General features: G+C 59.3%; 23 protein-coding genes and 1 pseudogene. 10 read left to right on the forward strand and 14 right to left on the reverse strand.

What is annotated here, in order from left to right:
- Positions 1 to 18: 18 nt before the first annotated feature.
- The 11 genes and pseudogenes from ACFQND_RS26790 to ACFQND_RS26840 all read right to left on the reverse strand — a co-directional run bounded on the left by ACFQND_RS26790 (position 19) and on the right by ACFQND_RS26840 (position 10,650).
- Positions 19 to 1,200 carry an alpha/beta hydrolase gene (locus ACFQND_RS26790; RefSeq protein ID WP_371439477.1) on the reverse strand — a complete coding sequence of 394 codons (1,182 nt, stop codon included), beginning with the start codon at positions 1,198 to 1,200 and terminating at the stop codon, positions 19 to 21.
- Positions 1,201 to 1,276: 76 nt separating this feature from the next.
- The gene (locus ACFQND_RS26795; RefSeq protein WP_371439476.1) at positions 1,277 to 2,011 is read right to left on the reverse strand and encodes an enoyl-CoA hydratase/isomerase family protein; all 735 of its coding nucleotides are present in this window, start codon (positions 2,009 to 2,011) and stop codon (positions 1,277 to 1,279) included.
- 44 nt (positions 2,012 to 2,055) lie between these two features.
- Positions 2,056 to 3,210, reverse strand: a complete 1,155-nt coding sequence (locus ACFQND_RS26800; protein WP_371439475.1) for a thiolase — start codon at positions 3,208 to 3,210, stop codon at positions 2,056 to 2,058.
- Positions 3,207 to 3,605: a Zn-ribbon domain-containing OB-fold protein gene (locus ACFQND_RS26805; protein WP_371439474.1), complete on the reverse strand. Its 399-nt coding sequence runs from the start codon at positions 3,603 to 3,605 to the stop codon at positions 3,207 to 3,209. Before ACFQND_RS26805 ends, ACFQND_RS26800 begins: the two co-directional genes overlap by 4 nt.
- A gap of 44 nt (positions 3,606 to 3,649) precedes the next feature.
- On the reverse strand, positions 3,650 to 4,774 hold the full coding sequence (locus ACFQND_RS26810; protein ID WP_371439473.1) for an acyl-CoA dehydrogenase family protein: 1,125 nt from the start codon (positions 4,772 to 4,774) through the stop codon (positions 3,650 to 3,652).
- Positions 4,775 to 4,793: 19 nt separating this feature from the next.
- Complete coding sequence (locus ACFQND_RS26815; RefSeq protein WP_371439472.1) at positions 4,794 to 5,933, reverse strand: acyl-CoA dehydrogenase family protein; 1,140 nt, start codon at positions 5,931 to 5,933, stop codon at positions 4,794 to 4,796.
- Positions 5,930 to 6,790, reverse strand: a complete 861-nt coding sequence (locus ACFQND_RS26820; RefSeq protein WP_371439471.1) for a MaoC/PaaZ C-terminal domain-containing protein — start codon at positions 6,788 to 6,790, stop codon at positions 5,930 to 5,932. The genes ACFQND_RS26815 and ACFQND_RS26820 overlap by 4 nt, the downstream gene beginning before the upstream one ends.
- Before the next feature lie 17 nt (positions 6,791 to 6,807).
- The gene (locus tag ACFQND_RS26825; RefSeq protein ID WP_377415228.1) at positions 6,808 to 7,644 is read right to left on the reverse strand and encodes an SDR family NAD(P)-dependent oxidoreductase; all 837 of its coding nucleotides are present in this window, start codon (positions 7,642 to 7,644) and stop codon (positions 6,808 to 6,810) included.
- A gap of 6 nt (positions 7,645 to 7,650) precedes the next feature.
- Positions 7,651 to 8,622 (reverse strand): annotated as a pseudogene (locus ACFQND_RS26830) (NAD(P)H-dependent flavin oxidoreductase); the annotation flags it as partial.
- A gap of 16 nt (positions 8,623 to 8,638) precedes the next feature.
- A complete protein-coding gene (locus ACFQND_RS26835; RefSeq protein WP_371439470.1) occupies positions 8,639 to 9,412 on the reverse strand; it encodes an enoyl-CoA hydratase/isomerase family protein in 774 nt (257 codons plus the stop codon).
- Complete coding sequence (locus ACFQND_RS26840; protein ID WP_371439469.1) at positions 9,409 to 10,650, reverse strand: CaiB/BaiF CoA transferase family protein; 1,242 nt, start codon at positions 10,648 to 10,650, stop codon at positions 9,409 to 9,411. The genes ACFQND_RS26835 and ACFQND_RS26840 overlap by 4 nt, the downstream gene beginning before the upstream one ends.
- A 185-nt stretch (positions 10,651 to 10,835) precedes the next feature.
- Between ACFQND_RS26840 and ACFQND_RS26845 the strand changes: the two genes are divergently transcribed.
- From ACFQND_RS26845 to ACFQND_RS26855, 3 genes are read left to right on the forward strand one after another with little or no spacing between them, the layout of a single operon-like run.
- A complete protein-coding gene (locus tag ACFQND_RS26845; protein WP_371439468.1) occupies positions 10,836 to 12,014 on the forward strand; it encodes an acyl-CoA dehydrogenase family protein in 1,179 nt (392 codons plus the stop codon).
- A gap of 28 nt (positions 12,015 to 12,042) precedes the next feature.
- Positions 12,043 to 13,014, forward strand: a complete 972-nt coding sequence (locus tag ACFQND_RS26850; protein WP_371439467.1) for a Bug family tripartite tricarboxylate transporter substrate binding protein — start codon at positions 12,043 to 12,045, stop codon at positions 13,012 to 13,014.
- A 15-nt stretch (positions 13,015 to 13,029) separates the two neighbouring features.
- The gene (locus ACFQND_RS26855; RefSeq protein WP_371439466.1) at positions 13,030 to 14,160 is read left to right on the forward strand and encodes an acyl-CoA dehydrogenase family protein; all 1,131 of its coding nucleotides are present in this window, start codon (positions 13,030 to 13,032) and stop codon (positions 14,158 to 14,160) included.
- Positions 14,161 to 14,190: 30 nt separating this feature from the next.
- Here the strand turns inward: ACFQND_RS26855 and ACFQND_RS26860 are convergent, their stop codons facing one another.
- The 3 genes from ACFQND_RS26860 to ACFQND_RS26870 form a co-directional block, all read right to left on the reverse strand.
- Positions 14,191 to 14,976, reverse strand: coding sequence for an IclR family transcriptional regulator (locus ACFQND_RS26860; RefSeq protein ID WP_371439465.1), 786 nt, complete (start codon positions 14,974 to 14,976; stop codon positions 14,191 to 14,193).
- Positions 14,977 to 15,205: 229 nt separating this feature from the next.
- The gene (locus tag ACFQND_RS26865; protein ID WP_371439464.1) at positions 15,206 to 16,531 is read right to left on the reverse strand and encodes a phenylacetate--CoA ligase family protein; all 1,326 of its coding nucleotides are present in this window, start codon (positions 16,529 to 16,531) and stop codon (positions 15,206 to 15,208) included.
- A 3-nt stretch (positions 16,532 to 16,534) separates the two neighbouring features.
- Positions 16,535 to 17,239, reverse strand: a complete 705-nt coding sequence (locus ACFQND_RS26870; RefSeq protein ID WP_371439463.1) for a TetR/AcrR family transcriptional regulator — start codon at positions 17,237 to 17,239, stop codon at positions 16,535 to 16,537.
- A 188-nt stretch (positions 17,240 to 17,427) separates the two neighbouring features.
- On the opposite strand from ACFQND_RS26870, the gene ACFQND_RS26875 reads away from it, so the two are divergent.
- The 7 genes from ACFQND_RS26875 to ACFQND_RS26905 all read left to right on the forward strand — a co-directional run bounded on the left by ACFQND_RS26875 (position 17,428) and on the right by ACFQND_RS26905 (position 25,719).
- Positions 17,428 to 18,861 carry a 4-hydroxyphenylacetate 3-hydroxylase N-terminal domain-containing protein gene (locus tag ACFQND_RS26875; protein WP_371439462.1) on the forward strand — a complete coding sequence of 478 codons (1,434 nt, stop codon included), beginning with the start codon at positions 17,428 to 17,430 and terminating at the stop codon, positions 18,859 to 18,861.
- Positions 18,862 to 18,890: 29 nt separating this feature from the next.
- Positions 18,891 to 21,086 carry an acyl-CoA dehydrogenase family protein gene (locus ACFQND_RS26880; RefSeq protein ID WP_371439461.1) on the forward strand — a complete coding sequence of 732 codons (2,196 nt, stop codon included), beginning with the start codon at positions 18,891 to 18,893 and terminating at the stop codon, positions 21,084 to 21,086.
- A gap of 86 nt (positions 21,087 to 21,172) precedes the next feature.
- Complete coding sequence (locus ACFQND_RS26885) at positions 21,173 to 22,333, forward strand: ABC transporter substrate-binding protein (RefSeq protein ID WP_371439460.1); 1,161 nt, start codon at positions 21,173 to 21,175, stop codon at positions 22,331 to 22,333.
- 5 nt (positions 22,334 to 22,338) lie between these two features.
- A complete protein-coding gene (locus ACFQND_RS26890) occupies positions 22,339 to 23,106 on the forward strand; it encodes an ABC transporter ATP-binding protein (protein WP_371439459.1) in 768 nt (255 codons plus the stop codon).
- Complete coding sequence (locus ACFQND_RS26895) at positions 23,106 to 23,831, forward strand: ABC transporter ATP-binding protein (protein WP_371439458.1); 726 nt, start codon at positions 23,106 to 23,108, stop codon at positions 23,829 to 23,831. Before ACFQND_RS26890 ends, ACFQND_RS26895 begins: the two co-directional genes overlap by 1 nt.
- Entirely contained in the window at positions 23,828 to 24,694 is an 867-nt protein-coding gene (locus ACFQND_RS26900) for a branched-chain amino acid ABC transporter permease (protein WP_371439457.1), read from the forward strand. The genes ACFQND_RS26895 and ACFQND_RS26900 overlap by 4 nt, the downstream gene beginning before the upstream one ends.
- The gene (locus ACFQND_RS26905) at positions 24,694 to 25,719 is read left to right on the forward strand and encodes a branched-chain amino acid ABC transporter permease (protein ID WP_371439456.1); all 1,026 of its coding nucleotides are present in this window, start codon (positions 24,694 to 24,696) and stop codon (positions 25,717 to 25,719) included. The genes ACFQND_RS26900 and ACFQND_RS26905 overlap by 1 nt, the downstream gene beginning before the upstream one ends.

Raw genomic sequence — 25,719 nt, forward strand, 5'->3', positions numbered from 1 at the left:
GTATCGGGCTTTGCGCAACTATGCCAGCAGCTTACGCTCCCGCAGCCAGCTGGTCATCAGCCTGCAGGCCTCCTCCAGAAGCTCGGGTCGGCCGGTGTAATAGTGATTCGCACCTTCAATGACCTTGAGCATCTTGTCGGGGCTGGCAGCAGCGTTGTATACCGCCTTCATGTGGGAAGTGGGTGCGGCGTCATCTGCACTGTTTTCAATCGCCAGCAAGGGCACGCGAATATGCCTGACGCACTCCTCGGCGTTGGCGACTGAATCGTCAATCGACCACTGCGACAGCCAGGAGCGCAGGCTGCTGAAACGAGCAAAACCTGCTGGCCCATTGTTGGCGGAGCGCGGGTCGCCTATAAAACTCATGCCAGCCTTGCGGTCATTAGGGTCAATCGTCACGTCAAGCCAGCGCGGGTCTGCCATGGTGCGGTGTGTCACAAAGCCCTGTTCAAGTTCAACACTGCCCCGGCTTTTGAGTTCGGCAATCTGCTGCTTCACCCAGCTTGTAATCCTTCGTATGCGTGCATATTGAGCAGCACGGTAACGCTCAATAAATGCTGCCGAATATGGCGGCTGGTTGGTATTTGCAGGATCATAAATGTCGAGGCTGGCATCGCGCCGGTCGGGATTGGCCTCGTCAAGAACAGACGGGTCAATGTAGTCGGCCAGGATTTGCGCCCGCGAGATGCTGGCGGCCTGGAATATCAGCGCATCGGCAGGTATAAGCCTCGCGTCCCTGATGTTCACCGGGTCACCTGCCGGAGTACTGGTGATGGTCGGGTTCTCTGCCTGCGACTGATAAAAAGTGGTCAGTGGGCCACCACCGCTCCAGCCTACCAGGACAATTTTTTTGTAGCCGAGCACTTCCTTGGCATGGCGTATGTGGGCACCCAGATCAAGAATGGTTTTCTCGAAAATCAGCGCCGTGTCGTTGCGGAAATAGCGGTTCTGCGCGCACAGTACGTGGCAACCTTGGGAAGCCAGCGCACGGGGGACAGGCAACACGTGCTGCGCTGCAGTGGGATGCATGAATACAAACAGGGTCTCCGAGGCATGGCCTTCTGGATGCATCAACACCGCATCGATATGCACAAAACCCTGGCTGCCGGCAAAGCCATAGGTTTCTACAAAAGCCCTCGGCTCCTCATATTTAAGGGCGATGAAATCCAGTTGCAGTCCATGAGTGCGTATGTCTGTCATTGAAATCTTTGACTCAATTAAATGGTTGTGTGACCGAAACTCTGTCCCCAGCCTTCTATCCGCCGCGTAGCCTCCATCAGCTTCCAGTAAACCGTGCGGCCCTTTTTTGAGCAGTGGCAGCAACACCTTCTTTGAAATCCGAGGTTCTCCAATGCAGTTCTTGCTCACTTCCCTCACGCACCATTGCCAGCTGAATGTCGTCTGCAAGCGTTCCCCGCAAGGTTTGTCGGGTTGACATCACAGCGAGCGGTGCATTCGCAGCGAGCTCGACTGCCAGCTCCTGGGCAGCCGCCAGCACACTGCCATGTTCGACGAGCACATCTGCAAGACCGATGGCCAGCGCGTCGGTGCCGCTGAGCCGCCTGCCCGTCAACATCAAAAGCGTGGCCTGCTGGATTCCGATGAGGCGCGGCAGGGTCACAGACAAACCGAAGCCGGGATGAAAGCCGAGTTTTGTGAAGTTCGCCGCAAAACGTGCTTCATCGCATGTCACGCGAAAATCGCCCACCAGGCTCAAACCCAGACCACCGCCTATCGCAGCGCCCTGGACGGCGGCGACGACCGGCTTGCGGGTGCGAAACAGCCGCAACGCTTCGCGATACAGCAGCTGCGGCGAATGTTTTGCATTCGTTTCGGGTGAAAAGTCTGCGCCCGCGCAAAACGATTTGCCCCTGGAAGCCAGCACAATGGCGCGGCAATCCGCCTGGGTGTCCAGATACTCGAACGCATCGGCAAGACCTGCGATGAGGTCGTAATCGAAAAAATTGTGCGGCGGGCGGCATATCTCGAGCGTCGCCACATGGCCGCTCATGCTGCAGACCAGGTCCTTGTACAGCGCGGCCTGAATGTTTTCGCTCATAGCGTGGCCTGCGAGCCGAGTATGACCGTGGCCTGGCTCGACAGCACGCCGCCATTGCCGTGTGCCAGGCCAAGATCAACGTCCTTTTGCTGGCGCTCGCCCGCCACACCCATCACCTGCCGCGCGGCTTCAACAACCGTGAACAGCCCGTACATGCCGGGGTGAGTGCATGAGAGGCCGCCGCCGTTGGTGTTGACCGCCAGTGCGCCGCCGGGCGCAATGCGGCCGTTTTCCACAAAAGTACCGCCTTCGCCTTTTTTGCAGAAGCCGAGGTCTTCAAGGAAGAGGATGGTGTTGATGGTGAAAGCGTCGTAAACCTGCACCACGTCGATGTCGGCGGGCGCAACGCCGGCCTGCGCGAACGCGCGTTTGCCCGAGAGCGCCGCGCCCGTCACCGTCAAGTCAGGCATGGAGGCAATTTCGCGGTGTGTGGTTTCTGCTGCGGCCCCCAGAACATAGGCGGGGCGGCTCGCCAGCTCTTTCGCGTAGTCGGAGCGAACCATCACAATCGCGGCCGCGCCATCAGTCACCAGGCAGCAGTCACGCAAACCCAGGGGGTCCGACACCATGCGTGCCGAAAGATAGTCATCCATGGAGAGCGGCTCGCGCGCAAATGCCTCGGGGTTCAGCTGCGCCCACTGGCGTGCCGCGAGTGCCACCGCGCCTAGCTGTTCACGCGTGGTCCCGAACTCATGCATGTGCCTGGCCGCAGCCAATGAGTACGACGATATCGGGTTCAGCGGTTTATAGGGCTGCTCGTAAATCGAGGGGCGAAACGGGGTGACCAGCTTGCCGCTGGCGCTGCGCTGGTTGCTGCCGTAGGCAATCAGCGCAACATTGCACTGGCCCGACATCAGGGCCAGCGATGCCCACATTAAATGTGTGAGGAAGGCTGAGCCGCCCGTGCGGTTGTTTTCGGTAATGCGTGGATGTATGCCCAGATACTCTGCGAATGTCAGGCCGGACAGAAAATCATCCGGTGTAGCGACAAACAATGCATCGACATCGCCAGGTGTCAAGCCGACGCTGGCCAGCGCCTTGACGCTGGCGCCAACGGCCAGGTCCATCGACGACAGGCCAGGAGCTTCGCCAGATTCATGGGTTGCCGTTGCCACGATGGCTGTGGACCCGCGGGGGAACATGTCCTTCATTTGCGGCCGCCTTCCGGCTTGTCGTTCGACGCTTGCAGCGGGTCAAACACCACACACACCTCGCCGCTGTCGTCTTTGCTGATGCGGGCCCGCACCTGCATGCCAATCTTCACGTCCTCAGGCGCCAGGCCTTCAACCCGACTCATCATGCGCACGCCCTCCTGCAGGTCGATCAGTGCCACGTTGTAGTTGTCGGCGGGCAATTTTTTGCGCACCGTGGTGGTTGAGTAAACAGTGCCGGCGCCAGATGCCGCGACCCACTCAAGATCAGTGTTGCCGGTGACCGGTTCGGCCACGCGCGGATAAAAAAAGCAGCGTCCGCTTTTTTTGCTCATGAGGAGCATGAATTTGCCCTGCTGCAAATGCTGCAGGTATTCCTGTTCGGGTTTGATCATCTCGGTATCTTTCCTTGGGGGGTGTTCTCGGGAGTGTTCCTGCATCAGGCGGGCAGAAGCGCCAGTTCCTGCTGTACGTCAAAAGAACGTGAGGTCAGCGCTGACCAGAAGTCTGCGCCGCCGGTTCTGATCGCCGCGCGGCCTACCGCTGCAGACCAATACGCTTCGCTGCCGAACTCCTGCCGCCACGACAGCAGCCGCCTTGTGAACTGCTGCAGGTTGTGCTCGCGTGTAAAACCAATGGCACCCTGCACCTGGTGCAGGGTTGAAAATGCATCGGAGGCCGCAACAGAGGCCCTGATTTTGGCAACCGCGATGTCAAACATCAGGGCGCCATCGAAAGGGTCCTTTGAGAGATTTTGCAGCGCCACCTGCGTCGCCATATGCGCCGACTGGACAGAGGTCGCAAGCGTGGCCAGGTTTTGCTGGATCACCTGGTTCTTGCCCAGCGGTTTGCCGAATTGCACGCGCTGGTTGACATACGCGATGGTCTGTTCAAGTGCAGCATCCAGCGCGCCGCAAATCATGGCGCTGCGCATCAGGGCACCCAGCAGCAGGGGGGAAATGACCAGGCGTGCATCAGACCCTGAACACGTGCACGGCACACTGGCAAAGACGATACGGCTACGCGGCTCGCCGGCAAGGTTGGTACCGGGGTGAATCTTGATACCCGCCTGCAGCAGGTCCACCAAAACCAGCACAAGTGTCTGATTGGCGTGAAGTGCCTGCATCACCAGCCAGCGGCAGTCGCCTGCCCAGGCCACGCCCTCAAGCTCGCCCGTGAGCACCGGGCCCGCCGTAGTCTCAAGCACATGGGGCGCAGCAGCAATGTTCGCAGCCAGCGAATCAGCCAGGGTCACGCGACCTTCGCACGGCGTCATGCCGGCCCGCTCCAGCAGCCAGTTGGCCGCCAGTGTTTCTGACAGGGGCAAGGGCACGCACCAGCGGCCCATTGCCTCAAGAACGGGTGAAACCTCGGACCAGCTGAAGCCGCTGCCACCGGACTCCTGCGCACACGCCGCAAGCGGCAGGCCGTTGTCTTCAACCAGCCCCCAGAGCGTTGACGCGAAGGTGCCGGATTCAGAACTCTCGATCAATGAAGGCGTGACATGGCCGCTGAAGATGCTTTGCACACTGGCAGCGATCATGCTTTTGGCTTCGGACTGCATAAGTTTCCCTGATATGTGGCTAGCGCAGGCCAACGCCGCGCGCGATGATGCCGCGAAGAATCTCGCGCGTGCCGCCGCGCAGCGAAAAGGACGGCGCCGCCTGCGAGACATAGGCCATGACCTTTGAGAGGTCACTGCCTTGCAGCGCATGGGCCGCGAACAGATCCTGCGCCAGGACCGGAATGTGCTGCTCGACAGTGGCGCCAAGATCCTTGACGATGGTGGCTGCGAGTGCGGGGTTCTCACCCCGCTGCAACATGCCCGCCACACCCAGCGACATTTGCCGCAGGGTTGCGTAGCTGGCCACCAGCCGGCCCAGTTCCACGGCATGCCGCGCATCGGATGCATCGGCCTGCGTGAGCATTTCAACCAGCAGCTGGGTGCTGCTCAGGTAGCGCTCGGGGCCGCTGCGCTCAAGGGCCAGCTCTGCGGTCACCTGCGCCCAGCCGTCTCCGGGGTTTCCGATCAGGCAATCATTGGGTACCCAGACGTCTTCGAGAAAGACCTCATTGAATTCTTCCTCGCCCAGCATGTTCCTGATGGGCCTGACCGTCACGCCCGGGCTTGTCATGTCGATCAGGAATTGGGACATGCCGGCGTGGCGGTTATCGGTGCGCTCACCGGCCCGCACAATCGCAATCATGTAATGCGCCCGGTGCGCACCAGTCGTCCAGACCTTGTTGCCGTTAATGCGCCAGCCGTCACCATCGGGTTTCGCATTGGCGCGTATGGAAGCCAGGTCAGAGCCGGCGTTCGGCTCGCTCATGCCGATGCAGAAATAAGTTTCGCCCCTGGCAATGCCCGGCAGGATTTTGGGCGCGAGGGTGTCAGGCGCGTAACGCATCAACAGCGGACCGCTCTGGCGATCAGCGATCCAATGGGCGCCCACAGGCGCGCCGGCGGCGACCATTTCTTCGAGCACCACATAACGCTCAAGCGCCGAGCGTTCGTGGCCGCCGTATTTTTTGGGCCAGGTCATGCCTATCCAGCCACGCTCGCCCATGCGCCGGCTGAACCCCACATCTGCGCCGGTCCAGCTTTCGGCCCGCTTGACAGGCGAGACACCCTTGAGTTCTTCCGCCAGAAATTCGCGCACCTCCATGCGAAGCGCTTCTGCGCTCGCACCGGGTTCGCAGGTTTCGATGTCCACGATGCTCATGCAGCCGTCAATTCAGCCAGGCCGTTGGTAAACACAATCGCATCGCGCGCCGGGACAGACGCGCGCACGCTGATTTTTTCGGCATCTTTCCACAGGCTCACGGCGATTTCTTCGCCGGGATACACAGGGCCCGAAAAACGGCCCGCCAGCGATTTGATGCGCGCCGAATCGTAGCCGCACATGCCGGCCATCACTGCATGGCCCATCACGCCGTAGGTTGCAAGTCCGTGAAGTATGGGCCTGGGAAAGCCCGCCGCCTTTGCAACAGCCGGATCGGCGTGCAAGGGGTTTATATCGCCGCTCAGCCGGTAAATCAGCGCGGCCTGCGGCAGGGTTTTCAGCGTGATCACGGCATCAGGCTCGCGCTCGGGGATTGCGTGCGAAGCGGGTGCCGCCTTGCCTGCGCTGCCGATACCGCCATTGCCGCGCGCGAACACCGTCATCGCCAGCGTGGCCAGGTGGTCCCCGCTGGTGTCGTCAAAAAGCTCGCGGGTGATCAGCACGACTGCGCCCTTGTCTGCGCCCTTGTCGGTAACGCCTTCAACCCTGGTGCGGGCAGTGACCGTGCCCTTGACCGGGGGGAGCTTGTGAATCTGTACGCTCTGCTCGCCATGAACCATCTTGAGGTAATTGAGCCCCAGGTTCATGTCGCTGATGCGGGTGTAGGCCAGCACGGCCGGCAGGGTCGGCAAGGTCTTGAGGCCCGCTTTTTCATACACATAGACCAGCTGCGAAACATCCATCGGGTCTTGCCCCAGACCGATTCCCAGCGCATAGAGGATGACCTCTTTTTCGGTGTAGGTTTGCGTGACGTCGGCGATTTTCAGTGCCAGCAGGCTTTCGGCGGTAACAGTCATGAAGATTCAGTCCCGCCTTAGATGGTAATGCGGCGGCCGCCGTTCACCGAGATGTGCTGGCCCGTGATGTATGAGGCGCCGCTCGACATCAGGAAGCAGATCGGCTTGGCAACCTCCTCAGGTGACGACCAGCGGCCGAGCGGGATTTCTGCGAGGTAGCGGTCGCGGAATTTTTCGCCACGTATGACTTCGGTCATCTGCGTCTCGACCATGCCGAACAAAACCGTGTTGACACGAATACCGTAGCGGGCCATCTCGCGTGCACCGCTCATGGTCAGGCCCAGCACACCGGCTTTCGCTGCGGTGTAGTTGATCTGGCCGATGGTGCCGTTGCGGCCCGTGTCGGATGAGATGTTGACGATGGAACCCGGTGTGGGCTCACCTGCCTTGAAGCGCGTGATCATGTGCTTGCACACAGCCTGCAGGAAGGTGAACGATCCCGTCAGGTGAACATCGATCACTTCCTGCCATTCCTTGAGCGTCATTTTTTCAAGCATCGCTGCGCGCACGACGCCCGCGTTGTTGACCAGGCCATGCACGGCGCCGAACTTTTTGACGGCTTCAGCGACCGTGACGTCAGCCAGTTCGGGATCAGCCACGCTGCCGACAACCGTGAGCACGCGTGCCGGGTCCAGGGTTTTGGCAACGGCCTCAAGTTCGGCACCATCGAAATCGACCATGATGACATTGGCACCCTGCTCAAGGGCGGCTTTGGTGATGCCCAGGCCTACGCCCCGCGCAGCGCCTGTAACGATGATGTTCTGATTTTTGAGTTCCATGAGGTGTCTTTCCTGAAAGTTTTGGGGGTGGGAATATTTACGCTGCGGCAAAACCGGCACTGGCCGGGGCGGCATTTTTTGAAGCTTGTGCAGGGCCGCCAAATACTCATCAGCCATGCGCTCGACAAGCTCATCGACATGCGGAATGTCATTGACCATGCCAACGCCCTGACCCGCGCCCCAGATGTCTTTCCAGGTTTTTGCGGCGTCGGGGTTTTCGCTTCGTGAGGCAGGCCCGATGTAGGCAGGCTTGCCATCATTGCGGCCCAGTTGCAGCGGGTCAAGCCCCGCTTTCACTATGCTTTGTTTGAGGTAGTTGCCATGCACGCCGGTGAAATGGTTGGTGTAGACGATGTCGCCGGCACGCGCTTCAAGCAGGGTGGCTTTGTAGGCCTCTGCGGCCTGGGCTTCAACGGTCGCAATAAAGCGCGTGCCGATATAGGCAAAGTCTGCGCCCATGGCCTGCGCAGCCAGAATGCCCGAGCCGGTGGAAATAGCGCCCGACAAGCCGATCAAGCCGTCATAGAAAGTGCGGATTTCACCGAGCAGCGCAAACGGCGACAGCGTGCCTGCATGACCCCCGGCGCCTGCAGCGACAAGGATCAAACCGTCTACGCCGGCTTCAAGCGCTTTTTCGGCATGACGCCGGTTGACCACGTCATGTACGACGATGCCGCCATAGGCATGCGCTTCATCAATCAGCTCCCGGGGCGGCGCACGCAGGCTGGTGATGAAGACCGGCACCTTGTGGTCAATGCAGGTCCTGATGTCCTTCTCAAGGCGGCTGTTGCTGTTGTTGACGATCAGGTTGACCGCATAGGCTGCCGGCTTTTGTGCGGCATCGGCAGATTCGCGCAGGCCGTCAGCTAGTTGCGAAAGCCAGTCGGCGAGCAGTTCTGCGGGACGCGCATTGAGTGCAGGGAAAGAGCCGATGATGCCGGCCCGGCATTGCGCCAGAACCAGCTCCGGATAGCTCACCGTAAACATGGGTGCAGCCATCACCGGCAGGCGCAGCCCCTGAAAGCATGAGGGCAATCCTTGATGTGTTGTCATTAAATTTCCTTGCGCCCTAGCGGCCGGTGAAAACAGCTGCACGTTTGCTGAGGAGGGCTGCCAGGCCTTCTGCGTAGTCAGCCGTCTTCCGCATCGCCCGCTGTTGCCGGGCTTCCTCGTCGAGGCTCGCACGAGAGATTTCTTCGCGGCCGTGAAGAAGTTTGCGGGTAGCTGCCATTGCAAGAGGCGCCTGTTCAGCCAGCTTTTGCGCCATGGCCATGCAACTGTCCATGCCCTTGCCAGGTTCGCAGCTGACATCGATCAGGCCTGTGGCTGCAGCCCGTTCGGTATCAAATACTGCACCGCCAATCAGCATGGACCGCGCAAGTGCCATGCCTATGCGCTCTGGAAGTGTGCTCACCAGCCCGATGTCGGGCACCAGCCCGATGCGAATGAAAGGCGCGGCGAATTTCGCACCGGTTTCTGCATAGACAAAGTCACAGGCCAGTGCCAGTGAAAGCCCGGCGCCGTAAACATAGCCCTGCACCATGGCCAGACCGGGCTTGGCGCCATGACGCATGGACATATAGACATCCTGCAGGGTATCGAGAATGTCGCGCCCTGTTTCAAGACTCTTGTCGCGTTTGACATCTGCGCCGGTGCAGAAGTTTCCGCCCTGCCCGGCAAACACAATGACACGCACGGTGGGGTCGCTCTGCGCGTCTTCCATGGCGGCATGCAGGGCATTGACGAGACCCTGATCCAGGGCGTTCATGCGCTGGGGGCGATTGAGCGTGAACAGGCGGATCGCCCCCCTGCTCTCAACCAGCAAAGGGCTTTCAGCTGTCATACCGTGCGCGCCTGACGCAGTTCAGCTATCCGTTTCTGATCCAGACCGGCCAGGCCACCCAGAATCTCGTCGGTGTGTTGACCCAATACAGGCGCTGCCGATTCATAGGTGATAGGTGTGTCGGACATGCGTATCGGGTTGGCCACATTCGGTGCCGTACCACCCGCACCATGCGCAATGTCAGTCCTGATATTGCGTTCAACCACATGATCATCTTCAAAGACCTGCTTCATGTTGTAGATCGGCCCGCACGGCACGTTGGCCGCTTCAAGAACATGCAGCCATTCGGTCATGGTGCGTTCGGGCATGTGCCTGGCGATGTCGGCAATCAGCACTTCGCGGTGGCGCACCCGGCCGGCGACTTTTACAAAACGTTCGTCGGTCTCAAGGTCCTTTCGGCCCAGTACCCGGCAGAAGCTGGCGTACTGGCTGTCATTGCCGACAGCAACAATGACCTTGCCGTCCTTGCAGTCAAACACCTGGTAGGGCACCATGTTCGGATGTGCGTTCCCCAGCGGCGTAGGTATGCGGCCCGAAAGGAAATAGTTGGTGGCCTGGTAGGCAATCAGTGCGATGGCGGAATCCAGCAGGGACAGGTCAATGTACTGCCCCCTGTTGCTGCGATGCCTGTATTCAAGCGCCGCAAGAATCGCCGTGCTTGCATACATGCCGGTAACCACATCGGCGACCGCAATGCCAACTTTCACCGGCCCGCCGCTGCCTCCGTTTTCGGGAAAGCCCGTCAGGCTCATCAGGCCGGACATTCCCTGGAACACAAAATCGTAGCCCGGCTGCGATGCATAGGGGCCGTCCTGCCCATAGCCCGTTACTGAGCAATAAACCAGGCGCGGGTTGACTTCTTTCAGGTCGTCATAGGACAGGCCGTACCTTGCCAGCGTGCCCACCTTGTAGTTCTCGACAAACACATCTGACTGCTTCGCCAGCGTGCGGACGATTTCCTGGCCTTCAGCCGTCGAAATATCCAGGGTCACAGACTTCTTGCCGCGGTTGGCGCTGATGAAGTAAGAGGCGTCGGTCGTTTCCTTGCCCTCACCGTTTTTCAGGAAGGGCGGACCCCATGCGCGCGTGTCATCACCCGTACCGGGGCGCTCTATCTTGATCACCTCCGCGCCCAGGTCTGCAAGATTCTGCGTCGCCCAGGGCCCCGCCAGCACACGCGTCAGGTCGAGGACACGAATATGGGAGAGGGACTTCGGACTGGCTTGTTCGTCGGCCATGGTTTCCTTTTGCAATTTATGTGACATCACAAGTTAGTATTATTGGAATAATTTTCCATGTATGAATATTAAACGGTTTTTTTGGGTTTTCCATTAGGCGTCTAATTTTCTGATCAGTACAAACCACTATACACATTCATATATTATTTAACTACATTTATCCAGAACCAAATGAAAACAAGACAATGGACCTGAGCGAAAACCCGCAAGATGTTGAATTCCGCCTGGAAGTAAGGCAGTTCCTGGCTACGCACATGCCTGCAGCCTTGCGGGCCAAGGGTTTTGCCTTGCAAAAGCCGGACAAGAACGATCTTGTTTCATGGCAAAGAATTCTTTTTGAAAAAGGCTGGGGCGCACCTGCGTGGTCAAAGGAATTTGGCGGTACAGGCTGGAGCGTCAACCAGCAGCTGATCTTTGAGGAAGAAACCTTCCTCAATGGCGGCCCCCGCTATGTGCCCCAGATCAACATGATCGGCCCGGTGCTACAACGCTTTGGCACCAAAGCCCAGCAGGACAGGTTTTTGCCACGGCTTATAAAACTTGAAGACTGGTGGTGCCAGGGTTATTCGGAGCCGGGCGCGGGCTCTGACCTGACTTCATTGCGCACCCAGGCCCGCCGCGACGGTGACCACTATGTTGTGACCGGGCAGAAAATCTGGACCTCGACTGCCCATTGGGCAGACTGGATGTTTGCGCTGGTGCGCACCAGCAATGAAGGCAAGGCTGCAGCGGGCATCAGCTTTCTGTTGATAGACATGAAGTCGCCGGGCATACGCGTCAATGCCATCAAGGGCATTGACGGTGCGGGCACCCTGGCAGAAGTATTTCTGGACGAAGTGCGGGTACCCTGCGAAAACCTTGTGCACGAGGAAAACCAGGGCTGGACGGTGGCCAAGTATCTGCTCGGCTTCGAGCGTTCCGGTCAGGCGGCGCTGGGCCAGTGCAAGTTCTTTCTGGAGTTGCTGCGCATGCTGGCAAACACACCAGACGGAACGGGCGCCTGCATGATGCAGCAACAGGGCTTTCAGCAAAAGTTTGCTGAGGCTGAAATTTCCGTGATGGCGCATGAGTGGACACTGCTGCGAATGCTGTCCTCCACAGCTGCCGGCCCCCAATTTTCAATGCTCAAGAATTGCGGCGCCCTTCTGCAGCAACAGTTGTCGAAATTGATGCTGGAGTGCAGCAATACACCGACATCCGGCGAGTCAAAAACCAAAAACGGATCGCAGGATATCCAGCTGCCGGACAGCGCCGCCATCGCGAAAAACTATCTCGATTTCCGCAAGGTCACCATCTTTGCGGGCACCACCGAAATCCAGAAAAACATCATCGCCAAGTCCCTGCTTGGCACCCCTTCCAACTGAGACAGTTTTCCAACTTAAAGGAATCATCATGAAATACCTGAAGTCCGCCAGCCTCGCATTTGCAGCCACAGCACTTTTCGCCACTGGCGTGCATGCGGCTGACGACTACCCCACCAAACCCATACGCCTGATCGTGCCGTACTCGGCAGGAGGGGCCGTCGATATCGTCGGACGCGTCTATGCGAAGAAGCTGGGCGAGCTGCTGGGGCAGCCGGTGGTGGTCGAAAACAAACCCGGTGGCGGCGCCATGATCGGCATACGCCAGGTTCTTGCGGCATCGGCCGACGGTTACACGCTGCTGATGTCCACCACCACGCACACTACCAACACCATCATGTACAAGGCGCCCGGCTACTCGCTGGATGACTTCTCCATGGTTTCAGCCATCGGCGTGACGCCGCTGGCGCTGCTGCAAAACGCCAATCTCCCGCCTAAAAGCTACGCCCAGCTGATTGCATACGCCAAGGCAAATCCCGGCAAGCTCAACTCCGGGATACTCGGCGGCGGCGGCATCACGCAGCTGATGACCTACCGCTTCAAGAATGCGGCCGGCATTGAAACCACCGACATCAATTTCCCCGGCGGCGGGCCAGCCATGGTCAGCCTGCTTGCCGGCAACATCGATATATTTCTGGACCCCATGCCGACCACTGCACCGCAGTTGCCCGGCGGCCGCATCAAGGCCCTGGCGGTGACGTCCGAAACGCGCCTGTCTTATTTGCCTGATGTACCCACCTTCCGGGAGGTCGGTTTGCCGTCCATGATTGGCGGCGCGTGGTTCGCCATTTTTGCGCCGGCTAAAACCACCGCCGCAATTCAGCAAAAACTTCGCGCGGCGAGTGAAACCGCGACGAAAACAAAAGAAGTCCAGGACAGGCTGGCCGAAGTGAAGATCGAGCCGTGGACGGCCGGCATCGAAAAGTTCCGCGAGTTCCTGGTGAAAGACAAGGAACTCTGGGAGCAGGATGCAAAACGCGGCGGCATTGCCGGCACGCTTTAAGCAGGGCCCGGCCAAATGGATTTCAGCCTGAGCGAAGAACAGGTCATGCTTTCAGACATGGCCACACGGATGTTTGCCAACGAGCATGACTGGCAGGTCCGCAAGCACGTCCTGGCTGACCCCGCATACACGCCCCCCAGTCTGTGGGGACAGCTTTCAGACCTTGGTTTGCTCGGCATCTACATGGATGAAGAAGCCAGTGTGCAGGACAGGGCCGTCGCAGCACACCTGGTCTGCACAGCCATGGGCAAGTCGCTGGCGCTCGAACCTTTTGTCAGCACCGCGGTGATGGCCGCATCCATTCTGGGCAGTGGGGCCGTATCGCCCGCCAATAAGGCCATGCTTGCAGCGATCCAGGCAGGGCGCGCAAAGGTTGCGCTTGCGCTGCTTGAGACCCGATCCGGGTTCGAACTTGCCAATATCGGCCTGACGGCAACGCAGGTTGAGAACGGCTATTTGATCAGCGGCCGGAAAATAGCAGTCATCGATGGGCCGGGCGCCAGCCATGTGCTGGTATCGGCCCGAACCAGCGGCAAACCCGGGGACCGCAAGGGCGTCACCCTCTTCCTCATCAACCGCGATACATCGGGCCTGACCGTCAGCAGCAGCGTCGCCATCGACGGCACACCCCTGGCAGCGATTTCCTTTGAGAACGTAGAGGTACCTGCTGCGTCGCTTGCAGGCGAGTTGCACGAGGGTCTCGACCTGCTTGAAACAGCCGTGAACCACGGCAGGAGCGCCATGCTGTCGGAGGCTGTGGGTGCCATGGACCGGCTGCTTGAATTGTGTGTTGAATACCTCAACACACGCGTGCAGTTTGGCCAGAAGCTGGCCCAGTTCCAGGTCATGCAGCACCACATCGCCGATTTCTACACAGCCGTCGAGCAGTCAAGATCAATGGCTTTGCTCGCCATCAGGGCGCTGACCGACCCCGACCAAATGCAACAAAAAAAGCTGCTGGCTGCCGCCTGCTGCACCGTGGGCAAGGCGTCCCTGCTTGCCGGCGAGCTGGCCGTACAGATGCACGGCGGCGTTGGCATGAGCGATGAGCTGTCAGTGGGCCACTACTTCAGGAGGCTGATATTCCTGGATGATTGCTGGGGCAATGCCGAGTACAACGCCCGGCTGTATGCAGCCCTGAATTGAATCTGCACCGCACAAGCCGTGCGGGCTGAATCACTGGCCGGCCTGCGACTTTTTAATGCTTGCCGCCATGACCTTGACGATGTGCGCGCGATTTTGGAGCAAGCGGTCTGCCACGCCACCGGCAGCAATCGCCATCCGCATGCCATTGGGCGCAACCGGCAAAGCCATGGCAATAGTGCCGGCCCCGTCGGTCACTGTGCGATTTGACAGCGCATAGCCATTTTTTCGGACCAGGCGAACCTGCTCCGCTACTGCTTCCTGAGTGATCTTCGCCGCAATTGGGTCCTTGCCGAGGCGCAGCTGTGTACGCTCGACCAGGCGGGCAATGGTTTCATCCGGCTGCTGGCTCAGCATGGCCCAACCCGTACCGCACCAGCACAGCAGGCGGCGCGTACCCACCGGTACATTGAGTTGTATGACCTGGTTGCGGTTGGGCATGATGTGCACGTACTGCGAATAGATGTCGTTCTGGATCGACAGCATTGCCGTCTCGCCCGTTTCGCGGCAGACATCTTCCATCAGGCTCAGCAAATGACCACCGACGTGCATGGCGTCATATAGCCAGTCACCCAGCATGGCAATACGAATCGTGGGGAAGAAAGACCGGATATCGGAGTCGTACGTCAGGTAACCCAGGGTCGCCAGGCTTTTGACAAGCACAGCCGTGCTTGAAAGGGGGTAGCCAAACCGCTCGGAAATCTCGCGCACGCTCAAGGGCCCACGTACGTCCCTGAAATACTCAAATATCTCGAGTACCCGACCCGCAGTCTTGATGACGGAGTCCGCGCTTTTTTTATCGGCAGGGGCAGATGACATTTGTTATGAGACTTCCAATATCCATGAAGCAGGACTATAGAAATTTAATTCTATCGTCTATGGTCACAGCTTGCGGATCAGATCTACTAAAGTCTTTCCAATGAGAACCACTCATCAGATCCGAATCTCAATGAAATAACAACGAACCGCGCGGTTGAGCAAAATTTGATGGATTGAGATGTGCTTGTGAAACACCTTTGATTCAACATTCCAACCAAACCTATCAAACTCAAGTCTTAACTACTCTCTTCGCTTTATGCATCGCTCTGGGAAGGCTTCCAAACACCACAATCTCAACCTCGGCACGCACCAGCAATTGGTCCTTGATGCGGCGGGTCAGTTCTGCCTGAAGTTCAAATGCATTACCGGCCTCGACTTCAGCGATGACCTTGATGCCGGTCAGGAAACCGGCCGGATCTTTCAGGGAATCGTCGACCTTGATCTGGAACTCGACGCCCACCCCGGGGATGGAGCGAACAACCTCTTCTATCGCACTGGGGAAAAGGTTCACGCCACGTATGACCAGCATGTCGTCAGCGCGACCGCGTACGCCGCCCACCAGCCGGGCAAAGGTACGGCCGTCATCGCCGGGGCGTGAATCCCTGACAACAATATCGCCGGTTGCCCAACGCACCAGCGGGCAGGCCTCCTTGTCGAGATGGGTCAGCACCAGCATGCCCGGGCTGCCGTCCGGCACCGCATCAAGGGTCTGGGGGTCGAGCACCTCGGCGTACACAAAGTCTTCTGCGATGACCAGGCCGTTCTGCGCCTGCGTCTCCCAGGCTGTGGGCTGGAATTCAATCATGCCGTAGCAGTCGTATGTCCTGGCGCCCCAGGTTTGTTCAATCCGGGCCCGGGTTCCGGCAAGCCCGCCGCCAGGCTCACCCCCCACCAGGATGTTCTGGACTTTTGACTGGCGCAGGTCCTTGCCCATCCCGGCAGCCACCTCCGCAAGGTGTGCTGCAAAGGAAGGCGTTGCGAACAGCGCGGTGACACCGTAGTCAAGAATGGTGTTGATCTGGCGCTCGCTATCGCCATTGCCGGCGGGTATGACTGCGGCGCCCAGCCGCTGCACGGCCTGCGAGATGGCCAGCCCGCCGACAAACCAGGCAAAGCCGACCATCACCTGAAATACATCCCCCTTGCGCAAGCCTTGCGAGTAAAGATATCTTGCAAAAACATCGGCCCAGCGCTCCACGTCTTTTTCTGTCCAGCACATGTGAACCGGCCGCGACGTGGTACCGGACGAAAAATTGACGCGCAGAATGTCTTCAGGCGCACAGGCCAGGCAGTCACCCCAGGGCGGTGAATTCTCCATGGACCTCACGTAATCGCGTTTCCAGGTCAGGGGGAGTTTTCGCAGGTCCGACAGGCTCTTCAGGTCCCGGGCATCAAAACCGGTGGCCTTGAATTGCTGCCGGTAATGAACGCTTTTTTCCTGTACATAAGCTAGCTGGCGCTGCATGGCTGCCAGTTGGAAGGCGTCAATCTGGTCACGGGACCACACTTCGCACGCAGACCAGACCGTGTCTGAAAAAGCTTGCCCAACCAACATTGTTTATCTCCTTAAAGCCTGAATGGAAAAGTCTGCGAGCTGCCTGGACATGTCTTCAATTTGAGCTGCCGTGGTATTGCGCGATGGGTCAAACCAGACGGTGATCCAGTTGAGGGCGCCCAAAAAGCCCTTGACGGCAAGACCGAGGTGGCTTTCACGAAAGATGCCCGCCTGCATGCCCTCGCCTATAGTTGTCGTGAACATCTTTTCGTACTCGTCGCGCATGCGGATGATGCGGCGCAGCTCCCTGCGTGCCTGCACGCCGGTTGCATTCATCAGGCTCTTCTCAAGACCCTGCACCCCAACCTTGGAAGTGGGGAAATTCATCAGGATGGCCATCACATGCTTTTGCGCCATCAGCTGCAGTCTGCCCTTCAGGTCCGGCGTTCCTTCAAATGTCGGCCGCACCATCTGGTCGATATGGGCCAGGCCCGCTTCAAGCACACCGAAATACAACTCCGACTTGCTGGTGAAGTGGTGATAGACGTAGCCCTTGGTCACACCCAGCACATTCGCGATGTCGTCAATTGAAGTACCTGAATAGCCGCGCTCCATGAATGCAACTGCTGCCGCGGCCAGAACCTTCTCCCTTCCGTTCGGGTCCGGTTGCCGACCGCGTGAGCGTTTGGCCGGGACCTCCTTGAGGCCGGGTTCAGCCAGCACATGTGTGCCCTCGCCCGGTGTGGCGGATGCGTCCTTCTTTTTCATTCTGGATGGGATGGAGTGGTCATGGACAGCAGCTTACGTCATGTATTTTATAGATACCAATTGGTATCATATCAGGCAATTTTCAGGTATTTACCCTTACAAATTTGCCTAAAAACCGGGTTGATTCATCAATTCAAATACCATACAGTATCTGAATTGAAGATTTTTCAGACCTTCTGGAGCAGTTGATGACCTTGAGAACCGGCAAAGAGTACCTGGCAAGCCTTTCAGACAACCGTGTCGTGTTTTACGCCGGTCAGCGGGTGGACAGCGTGACCTCGCATCCAGAGCTTTCCCTGCACGCCAACGCCATCGCGAACTCTTTCGGAAACGGCATGGGCGACGATGAGGCTCTCCTGAAGCAGAGATCCACACTGCTTGCGGACGGCGACCGCGTGCATCGCTGGGCGGTTGCCCCCAAGAGCCGCGAAGACCTGCTGGCTTTTGTTGAAATGGAAGAAAACCTGTCAGGCGACGAACACGGCGCGTTGACAGCCGGGCTCAGTGCCCTGCAAATTCTGGCGCCCCGCATGGATGCCAAACACGGCACCAACTACGTTGAGCGCATCACCAAATACGCAGACTGGTTTGCACGCACGGATGCGCAAGGCGCCTTTGCTATGACAGACGCCAAGGGAGACCGCTCCAAAGCCCCATCCGGCCAGGTAGATCCGGATCTGTTCCTTCGTGTGGTCGAGCGCCGCAAGGACGGAATCGTCATACGCGGGGCAAAAACCTCCGTCACTGCAGCTGCGCTGGCCAATGAGTTGCTTGTGCTCCCCACACACGCCATGGGTGAGGCAGACAGGGACTGGGCAGTCGCCTGCGCCGTGCCGGCCAATGCGCCAGGCGTGGTGATGATTTCCAACTATGTTGGCAAACCCTGGGGCCCGGAGTTCAGGTTTGACAGGCCCCTGAACCACAGCGCTTTCCACCACGACGCGACAGTTTTTTTTGACAACGTGTTTGTGCCCCACGAAAAAGTCTTTATGGACGGGGAGTTTGAATTCACGCGCGAGTTCCTGGGCTATTTCACCAGCCTGCACCGCACGCGCATCCTGGTCATGGAGCCAAGGGACACCAAAAAGCTGATCGGCGTTGCCCAGCTCATGGCCCGCTACAACGGCCTGGAGAAAGTCGGCGGCATCAAGGACCGCATCGGCGAAATGATCCAGACCGCCGTGTTGCTCGACACCCTGCGCTACGCGGCATTCAGCAGGCTTCAGTTTATTGAAGGCATATGCGTGCCGGATGCAGCCGCCTGTAACCTGGCCGGCCTGACCGTGACCAGTACCCGGCAGGGGTATTTGAGTTTTCTCTGCGAGCTGGCCGGCGGGCCTGTTCTCACCGCACCCACGGGCCTGGACCTGGCCAATCCGGAAACAGCAGCGCTGGTGCACAAGTATTACGTCGGCAGTCCAGGGGTTGGGGCCGAAGAGCGGCTTCGCCTCGTCAAGTACATCTACGACATTGCCGCTTCGGATTCCGCGGGGTGGGACAGGGCACTGGCAGTCTCCGGCGCCGGGTCCCCTGGTGCGCGCCGGGTAGCCGCTGCCCGCGGTTTTGACCTGGAAGCCTGCACGGCGTCGGTACTCGCCGACCTGAACACATCCGCCGCCTGAGCAGCACCGGTTTAGCAAAGGCGATTCAGATGAACCTGGCTATCAGCGGTGAACAAGGTCTTTTGCAGGAGGTGTTGTCCCGCGTTTTTCGTGAGCATTCAACGCCCGCCCGCATCAGGGAAAGTGAGCCCGTGGGTTTTGACCGTGCGCTGTGGATGACGCTCGTCGAACTGGAAGTGCCGCAACTGCGCAGCGCCGCGGACGAAGGCGGCGCCAGCCTCATGCATGCGGTTCTGGCGGCGGAACAGGCCGGCCGGCATCTGGCGTCGATTCCCCTGGTTGAAACCGTGGTGACCATCCGTCTTTTGTCGCTGCTGGGGGCCGAAGGGAAGAAATACCTTGACGATGCGAGCTGTGGAAAAACAGTTGTCACGCTGGCACTGCAGAACCTGGACACTGTGCCCAATCAGCTTATTCCTGCCGGGGCTGTCGCCGACGTCATCATCGGGCTCGCAGGCGGAAAGCTGGTGGCGCTGTCCGGCCTGACCCGCAGCAATGCACCTGTTCACGGGTCCATCCCTGCCCTGACTCTGGGAAAGATAAAAGCATCGGAGCGGCATCAGTTCCCGGCTACGCAAGGGCCAGCCCTGCTTCAGGCGGCCATCGAGGAATGGCACCTGCTGACGGCGGCCATGGTCACCTCCGCAGGCATCAGGGCCCTGCAACTGGCCGCTGAATACGCCAGCGACAGAACCGCTTTCGGCAGAAAAATTGGCGAGTTCCAAGGCGTCTCGCATCCGCTTGCAGATTCATACACCGACCTTGAAGGTGCCCGCTTGCTGTGCTGGAGCGCGGCCGACAGGATAGCCCGCAAGGATGTGGAAGCAGGGGCGACCATCGCCATGGCTGCGTGGTGGTGCGGGGCTGCGGCTCGGCGCGCTGCACTGCGCGCCATGCGCACGCTGGGCGGCTACGGCATGGCCATGGAATATGACCTGCAACTGTATTTCCGCAGGATCAACGCATGGTCACTCTGCGCAGGGGCCCCCGAGCAGCATCTCGACAGCATTTGCAGCCGGCTTTGGGACGGCGACAAGGTGGAGTTGCCCGAGGCGGGCGAGATCGCGATTGACTTCAGCTGGGGTGAGGAGAGCAGCCAGGCCATCGCCCGGGCCACCGCTTTCTGCGAAGAGAAAAACACCGAATGCATGAAACACTTCATGCGCTTTTCAGGTGATGGTTTTGACCCGGTGCTGCAGCGCGATATGGCAGCCGCCGGCCTGCTGTATCCGGATGCCCCGACGGCCTATGGCGGTCCGGGCCTGGGCGCAAGCACTGCGGCGGCCGTGCGTGATGTGACCGGGCAGTACTACTGGAACCTCGTCGCGCCCAGCGTAACCGACATGGTTGCAAAAACCATTCTGGGGTTTGGCAGCGAAAAGGCCAGGGACGACATATTGCCGCGCCTGTACTCAGGCCAGGCCTACTGCACGCTGGGCTATTCAGAGCCGTCCGGCGGGTCAGACATCTTTGCTGCAAAAACCACCGCCCGGCGAGATGGCGATGACTGGCTGATCAACGGCCAGAAGATGTTCACGTCAACCGCACACCTTGCCGATTACGCACTGATGGTGATCCGGACGGGCGAGGACAAATACCGCGGCCTGACACTTTTTATTGTGCCGACCAGGCAGGCCGGTTTTCATCTCGACGAGATTAAAACGCTTGGTGACGAGCGCACCAATGTCACGTTTTATTCCGATGTGCGCGTCAGTGACGCCTACCGCATCGGCGAGGTCAACGGCGGGCACAAGGTTCTTGCCGCAGCATTGACCATAGAGCAGTCATCCGGTGACCTGTATGTCATGTCAATGCGCTACCTGCTGCGGCAGGCTTTGCAATGGGCTCAGGGCGCCAGTTCTGGCAAAGCCGGGAAAAACCACATGCGGCGGACGGAAGTCAGGCGTGCCCTGGCCGAGACGGCCACGCGGCTGGCAGTCGAGGACGCGCTGAACCGGCGCTGTGTCTGGGCATCTGAAAACCGGGCGCTGGAAAAGCACCATGGGCCCATGGCCAAACTCTTTGGCAGCGAGTCATGGACGAGCTGCGCAGGCCGCCTGATGGAAGTCGCGGCACCGGACTCACTTGAGTTGAGCGGCGAGCCCGCAGGAAGCATGGAATTCATGCTCAGGCGGGCGATTCCATCAACCATCTATGCCGGCACCAGCGAAGTCCAGCGCAGCCTGATTGCAGAAGCCGGGCTCGGGCTGCCGCGTTCCCGTTAGGGAGGTGTCCAGATTTATTGCCACAAACATCATGCATTTCAGCAGCAGGTTTTGAGTCAGTTAACTAACAGCAAGGAGACATTCAAATGAAACGGTTTTTAAGGATTTCCACGGTTCTCACCGGCGCCCTCTTCCTGGCACTTTCCGCGCAGGTACAGGCACAACAAACTGTCAAGGTCGGCGTGATCTTCCCATTGAGCGGCGGCTCCGGCCCGAACGGGCAGGCCACCGTGAAGGCGGTGGAAACCATGGCCGCGATGATCAATGACGAAGGCGGCGTTCTGGGAAGAAAAATCCAGCTGGTCGTGCGCGATGACGAAAGTACGCCCGCAGTAGGTGTGGCGCGCGCAAACGAACTGGTCAGCGAAGGCGTAGCAGCCGTGATCGAAGGCTGGAACAGCCCGGTCTCCCTGGCCATGCAGCCGATTTTCAACCGCGCCAACATTTTTGACATCACCTCCAACGCCCAGGCCGACCAGATCCTGTCGGGTGAAGGCAATCCGCTGGCGGTGCGGCTCAACAGCGCCGGTTCGCTCAATGGCGAAGCCACGGCCCAGTTCATCAAAAAGCGCGGCTACAAGAGGCTCGCGCTGCTGGTGCAAAACGATGTCTACGGCAATGGCGGGCGCGCGTCACTGGAAGAGAACCTGAAAAAGCTGGGCGTTGACTACACGGTCGTCTCAGAGCAGAAGTTTCCGATCACGCAGCTGGACTTTCGCGGTGTATTCACCAGCGTGCGCGATGCAAAGCCTGACGCCGTCGTTTTCTGGAATGCAAGTACGGCCACCGGCGTGCCCAGCATACTGACGCAATACCGCCAGATGCGCATGGACTTTCCGCTCATCGCCGCAGCGGGCGTGGTGGTCGAAAGCACGATTGAAACCGTGGGCGCACCTGCCAACGGCGTTCTCAGTTCAGACTTCTACTTTGCAGAGATCCCGCCCTTCAACGCCATCCCGCAAAACAACAAGTTTGTGGCCCGGATGAAGCAGATGCACGGCATCAAGCCAGACAAATACATGGCCATGGGCGCGCTGGCGCTGCAGGTATGGGCCAAAGCGGCCAATGAGACGAAGTCGTTGAGCAAAGACGTGATTGCAAAACGCATTCGCGGCCAGTCCATCAGCGACACCATGCTGGGCGATGTGAAATTCGCAGCCAACGGGCAGTTGCTGGCGAAGTTCTACGACTTCACCGCGCGTGACGGCAAGGCCGTGATTCTTGACCAGCCCGCAGCCAGCAAGTGAACTCGATGACCGCTCCGGCATTGCGTGTTGAGTCACTGAGTGTTTCCTTCGGGTCCCTGCACGCCCTGCGTGAGGTCTCGTGGGAATGCTCGGGCGGCGAAATACTCGGGCTCATTGGCCCCAATGGTGCCGGTAAAAGCACCTGCCTGGAAGCGGCTACGAACATGGTGAACAGGCGCGGGCGGGTCTTCCTGAACGGGGCGGACATCACCGCCCTGCCCACTTGGGAGCTGGCACCCCGGGGCCTGCGCCGGGCCTTCCAGCAAAACGCTTTTTTTGGCGAACTGTCGGTGCTTGAGAACATGACGGGCATGCTGATACGCAGCCAGGGCACCAGCCTTTTCAGTTCGATTTGCACGCCCTGGGTTGAAGCTGCCAGGCGAAGGGCCAGTGAGCAGCGGGCAGTTGAAATTCTTGAACGGTTTTCAATTTCGCGCCAATACCACGACATCCATCCGGGCAAGATTCCCTACGGCGTGCAGCGCCTGCTGTCGGTCGCGCTGGCGTATGCAGATGGCGCGCAGATCCTGCTTCTTGACGAGCCTGCCGCCGGCCTGGGCGGCGAAGACATCGAGCAGCTTGCCATACTGCTTCGCGACCTGCGTCAGGAGGGCCTGGCCCTGGTGCTGATCGAGCATCACATGGACCTGGTGATGGCGGTTGCCGACCGCATCGTTGTACTGAACCAGGGCAGCGTCCTGTTTACAGGGCGTCCTGACGAAGTGCGCAGTGATGCACGTGTTGTCGATGCCTACCTTGGCGGAGTTCAATGATGGCGCTGATAGAGATTATAGATCTTGCAGTTGACTACGGTGGTAACCGTGCCTTGCAGGTCGCCTCCATGTCGCTTGAGCAGGGCACCCTGACCGGTGTGGTGGGTGCCAACGGCGCGGGCAAAAGCACGCTTGTGAACGCACTGGCGAACTGGTCTCGCGGCGACCCCCGGGTTACCGCCTCAGTAAAGCTTGACGGGCGTGAAGTCAGCCACATGACTTCTGCAGAAAGGGCACGGCTGGGAATCCTGCTTGTGCCGGAAGGACGCGGCGTTTTCTACAACATGACCGTTGAAGAAAACATCAAGGCCGTTATTGCACCTGACCGCAACTCGCGCTGCCTTTTTGACCGGCAGCGGGTGTTGTCGCTTTTCCCCAGCCTGGGCGAACGGCTGGGCCATGCGGGCTCGATGCTGAGCGGCGGTGAACGCCAGATGCTGGCCCTGGCCAGGGCGCTGCTGGCCGGCCCGCGCGTGCTTCTGCTTGATGAACCTTCTATCGGCCTGGCTCCCAAGGTGGTCACTTCGCTGCTGGCCACGGTACGCCAGCTGGTCAACGAAGGCCTGACGGTGCTGCTGGTTGAACAGAATGTCCGGGCGGCCATAGAGGTTGTCGACAGCCTTTACCTTTTTGAACGCGGCCACATCGTGGCGCATGGCAACCGGGACGACATGAAAAACCATCCAAAGCTTCTGGAAGCCTATCTGGGAGAGATGAAAAAATGAACCTCTCACAACACATCGTCAACGGGCTGGTTCTCGGCCATGCGTATGCACTGGTCGCCATTGGCTGGACACTGCTTCTGGGTGTGGCGCGCATGGTCAATTTCGGCCATGGGCAGTTCTACATGTTTGGCGCCTTCATGACCTGGCTGGCTGTTGAAAAACTGAAACTCCCCTATTACGTTGCCGTGCCGTTTTCGATGTGCGCAGGCGCGCTCATCGGTGTGCTCATACAGCGCGTGATGCTCAAACTCACGCTGAAGCAGAACCTGACCAGCATGATGATGGTCACCCTGGGTTTCGGCTTGTTGATCGAGGGAATTTCGGGACTGTCTTTTGGCTCCAGCCCGCTGTCGATCAAGAGCCCCCTGAACAGCATCGACCTGTATTTCGGCGACGTGTGGCTGACCGGCCGCGACGTGGCAGTCATGGCGGTGACCATCGCCTCCTTTGCCGTGCTGTACTGGACGCTGCGCTTTACCCGGCTGGGCGCATGGGTGCGCATGGTGGCAGAAGATCCAAAACTGGCGCAACTCGGCGGGCTGAATGTGGCGTGGGTCTATCTTGGCGTTTTCGCATTTGAAGGTGCGGCTGTAGCGCTGGCGGCCGCAGTCGTGTCGCCCAACCTTCCCATCCTCACGTCCATGGGTTTTGAAGAGCTGATCTTCACCTTTGTGGTGGTGATACTGGGTGGCGTGGGGAGCGTGCTGGGCAGCTACGTCGCAGGGGTTGGGCTGGGCATTTTTTCTGCCCTGTTTGGTGCCCTGGTATCACCTGCCTACACCGCTGCAGCGGCCTTCGCCGTGCTCACAGCCATCCTGGTGATACGCAGTGCCGGTGCCGGCAATTCAAGCAGGGGGGCCTGATGCATCACCATGCACTGACACGCTGGTTTGCACTTGCATGTGCAGTGGCTGCCGGCTTCTTTTTGCCCGTGCTGCTGGGCGGCTCGGGGCTGGTCTACAACACGCTGGTTGTCATCGCCATCTTTGCGGTGATGGCCTATGGCGTTGACATCGTCTGGTCCGACCTCGGCGAAGTCAGCCTGGCGCATACCGTCTTTTTTGCAGCCGGCGCATACACATCGGCGATTCTCAGCACGCGTTATGGCGTGTCTGCATGGCTCACGCTTCCGGCGGCTGTGGTGGTGTCGGTGGTACTGGCGCTGCTGCTGGGGTTGCTGACACTTAAAACCCGCGAGTTCATTTTTTCGCTGGTGACTTATTCCGCCGGCATTGTCTGCCTGAGCATCGCGCAGAACTGGCAGTTCCTGGGTGGGTCGGACGGCATTGTGGGCGTGCCACCACTCAAGCTGTCGGTCACCTCGGGCGGTGCCCCGGCCATCGGCAACCAGGCCATCTGGCCGTATGCCTATGTGCTGCTGCTTCTGACCATGTACCTAGTGGCACGCTTTCGCCGTTCGGCACTGGGACATGCGGCCTTGATGGTGCACATGAACCAGCGGCTTGCAACACTCAGCGGCATAGACCCGCGCCGGGTTCGCCTCAAGGTGTTTGTGCTGTCGGCAGGCGTCACCAGCCTGGCAGGCTGGATGTACGCCTACCAGCGTTCCTACGTCGGGCCGGACCTGTTTGATACCTACTTCCTGGTGCTGATGCTGACGGCGGTGGTCCTGAGCGGCCAGCGCCTGTTGATAGGCCCGCTGTTGGGTACTGCCCTGCTGATGAGCCAGAAAGCATTCCTGTCTTACGGCGGGTATTTCGACAAGATCGTGTTGGGGTGTGTGCTTATCTTTGTCCTGGCGGTGTATCCGCGCGGACTGATAGGGCTTTGGGAAATAGCATCCGGTTTTTTTCGCAGGAAAAAAACCGTGAACGACGGCGACCCGACAGCCACACCAGGCAGCACCCCATCTTCTGGCAAACCGTAA

Source organism: Polaromonas aquatica, from assembly GCF_042659145.1.
Classification (GTDB): domain Bacteria; phylum Pseudomonadota; class Gammaproteobacteria; order Burkholderiales; family Burkholderiaceae_C; genus Polaromonas; species Polaromonas aquatica.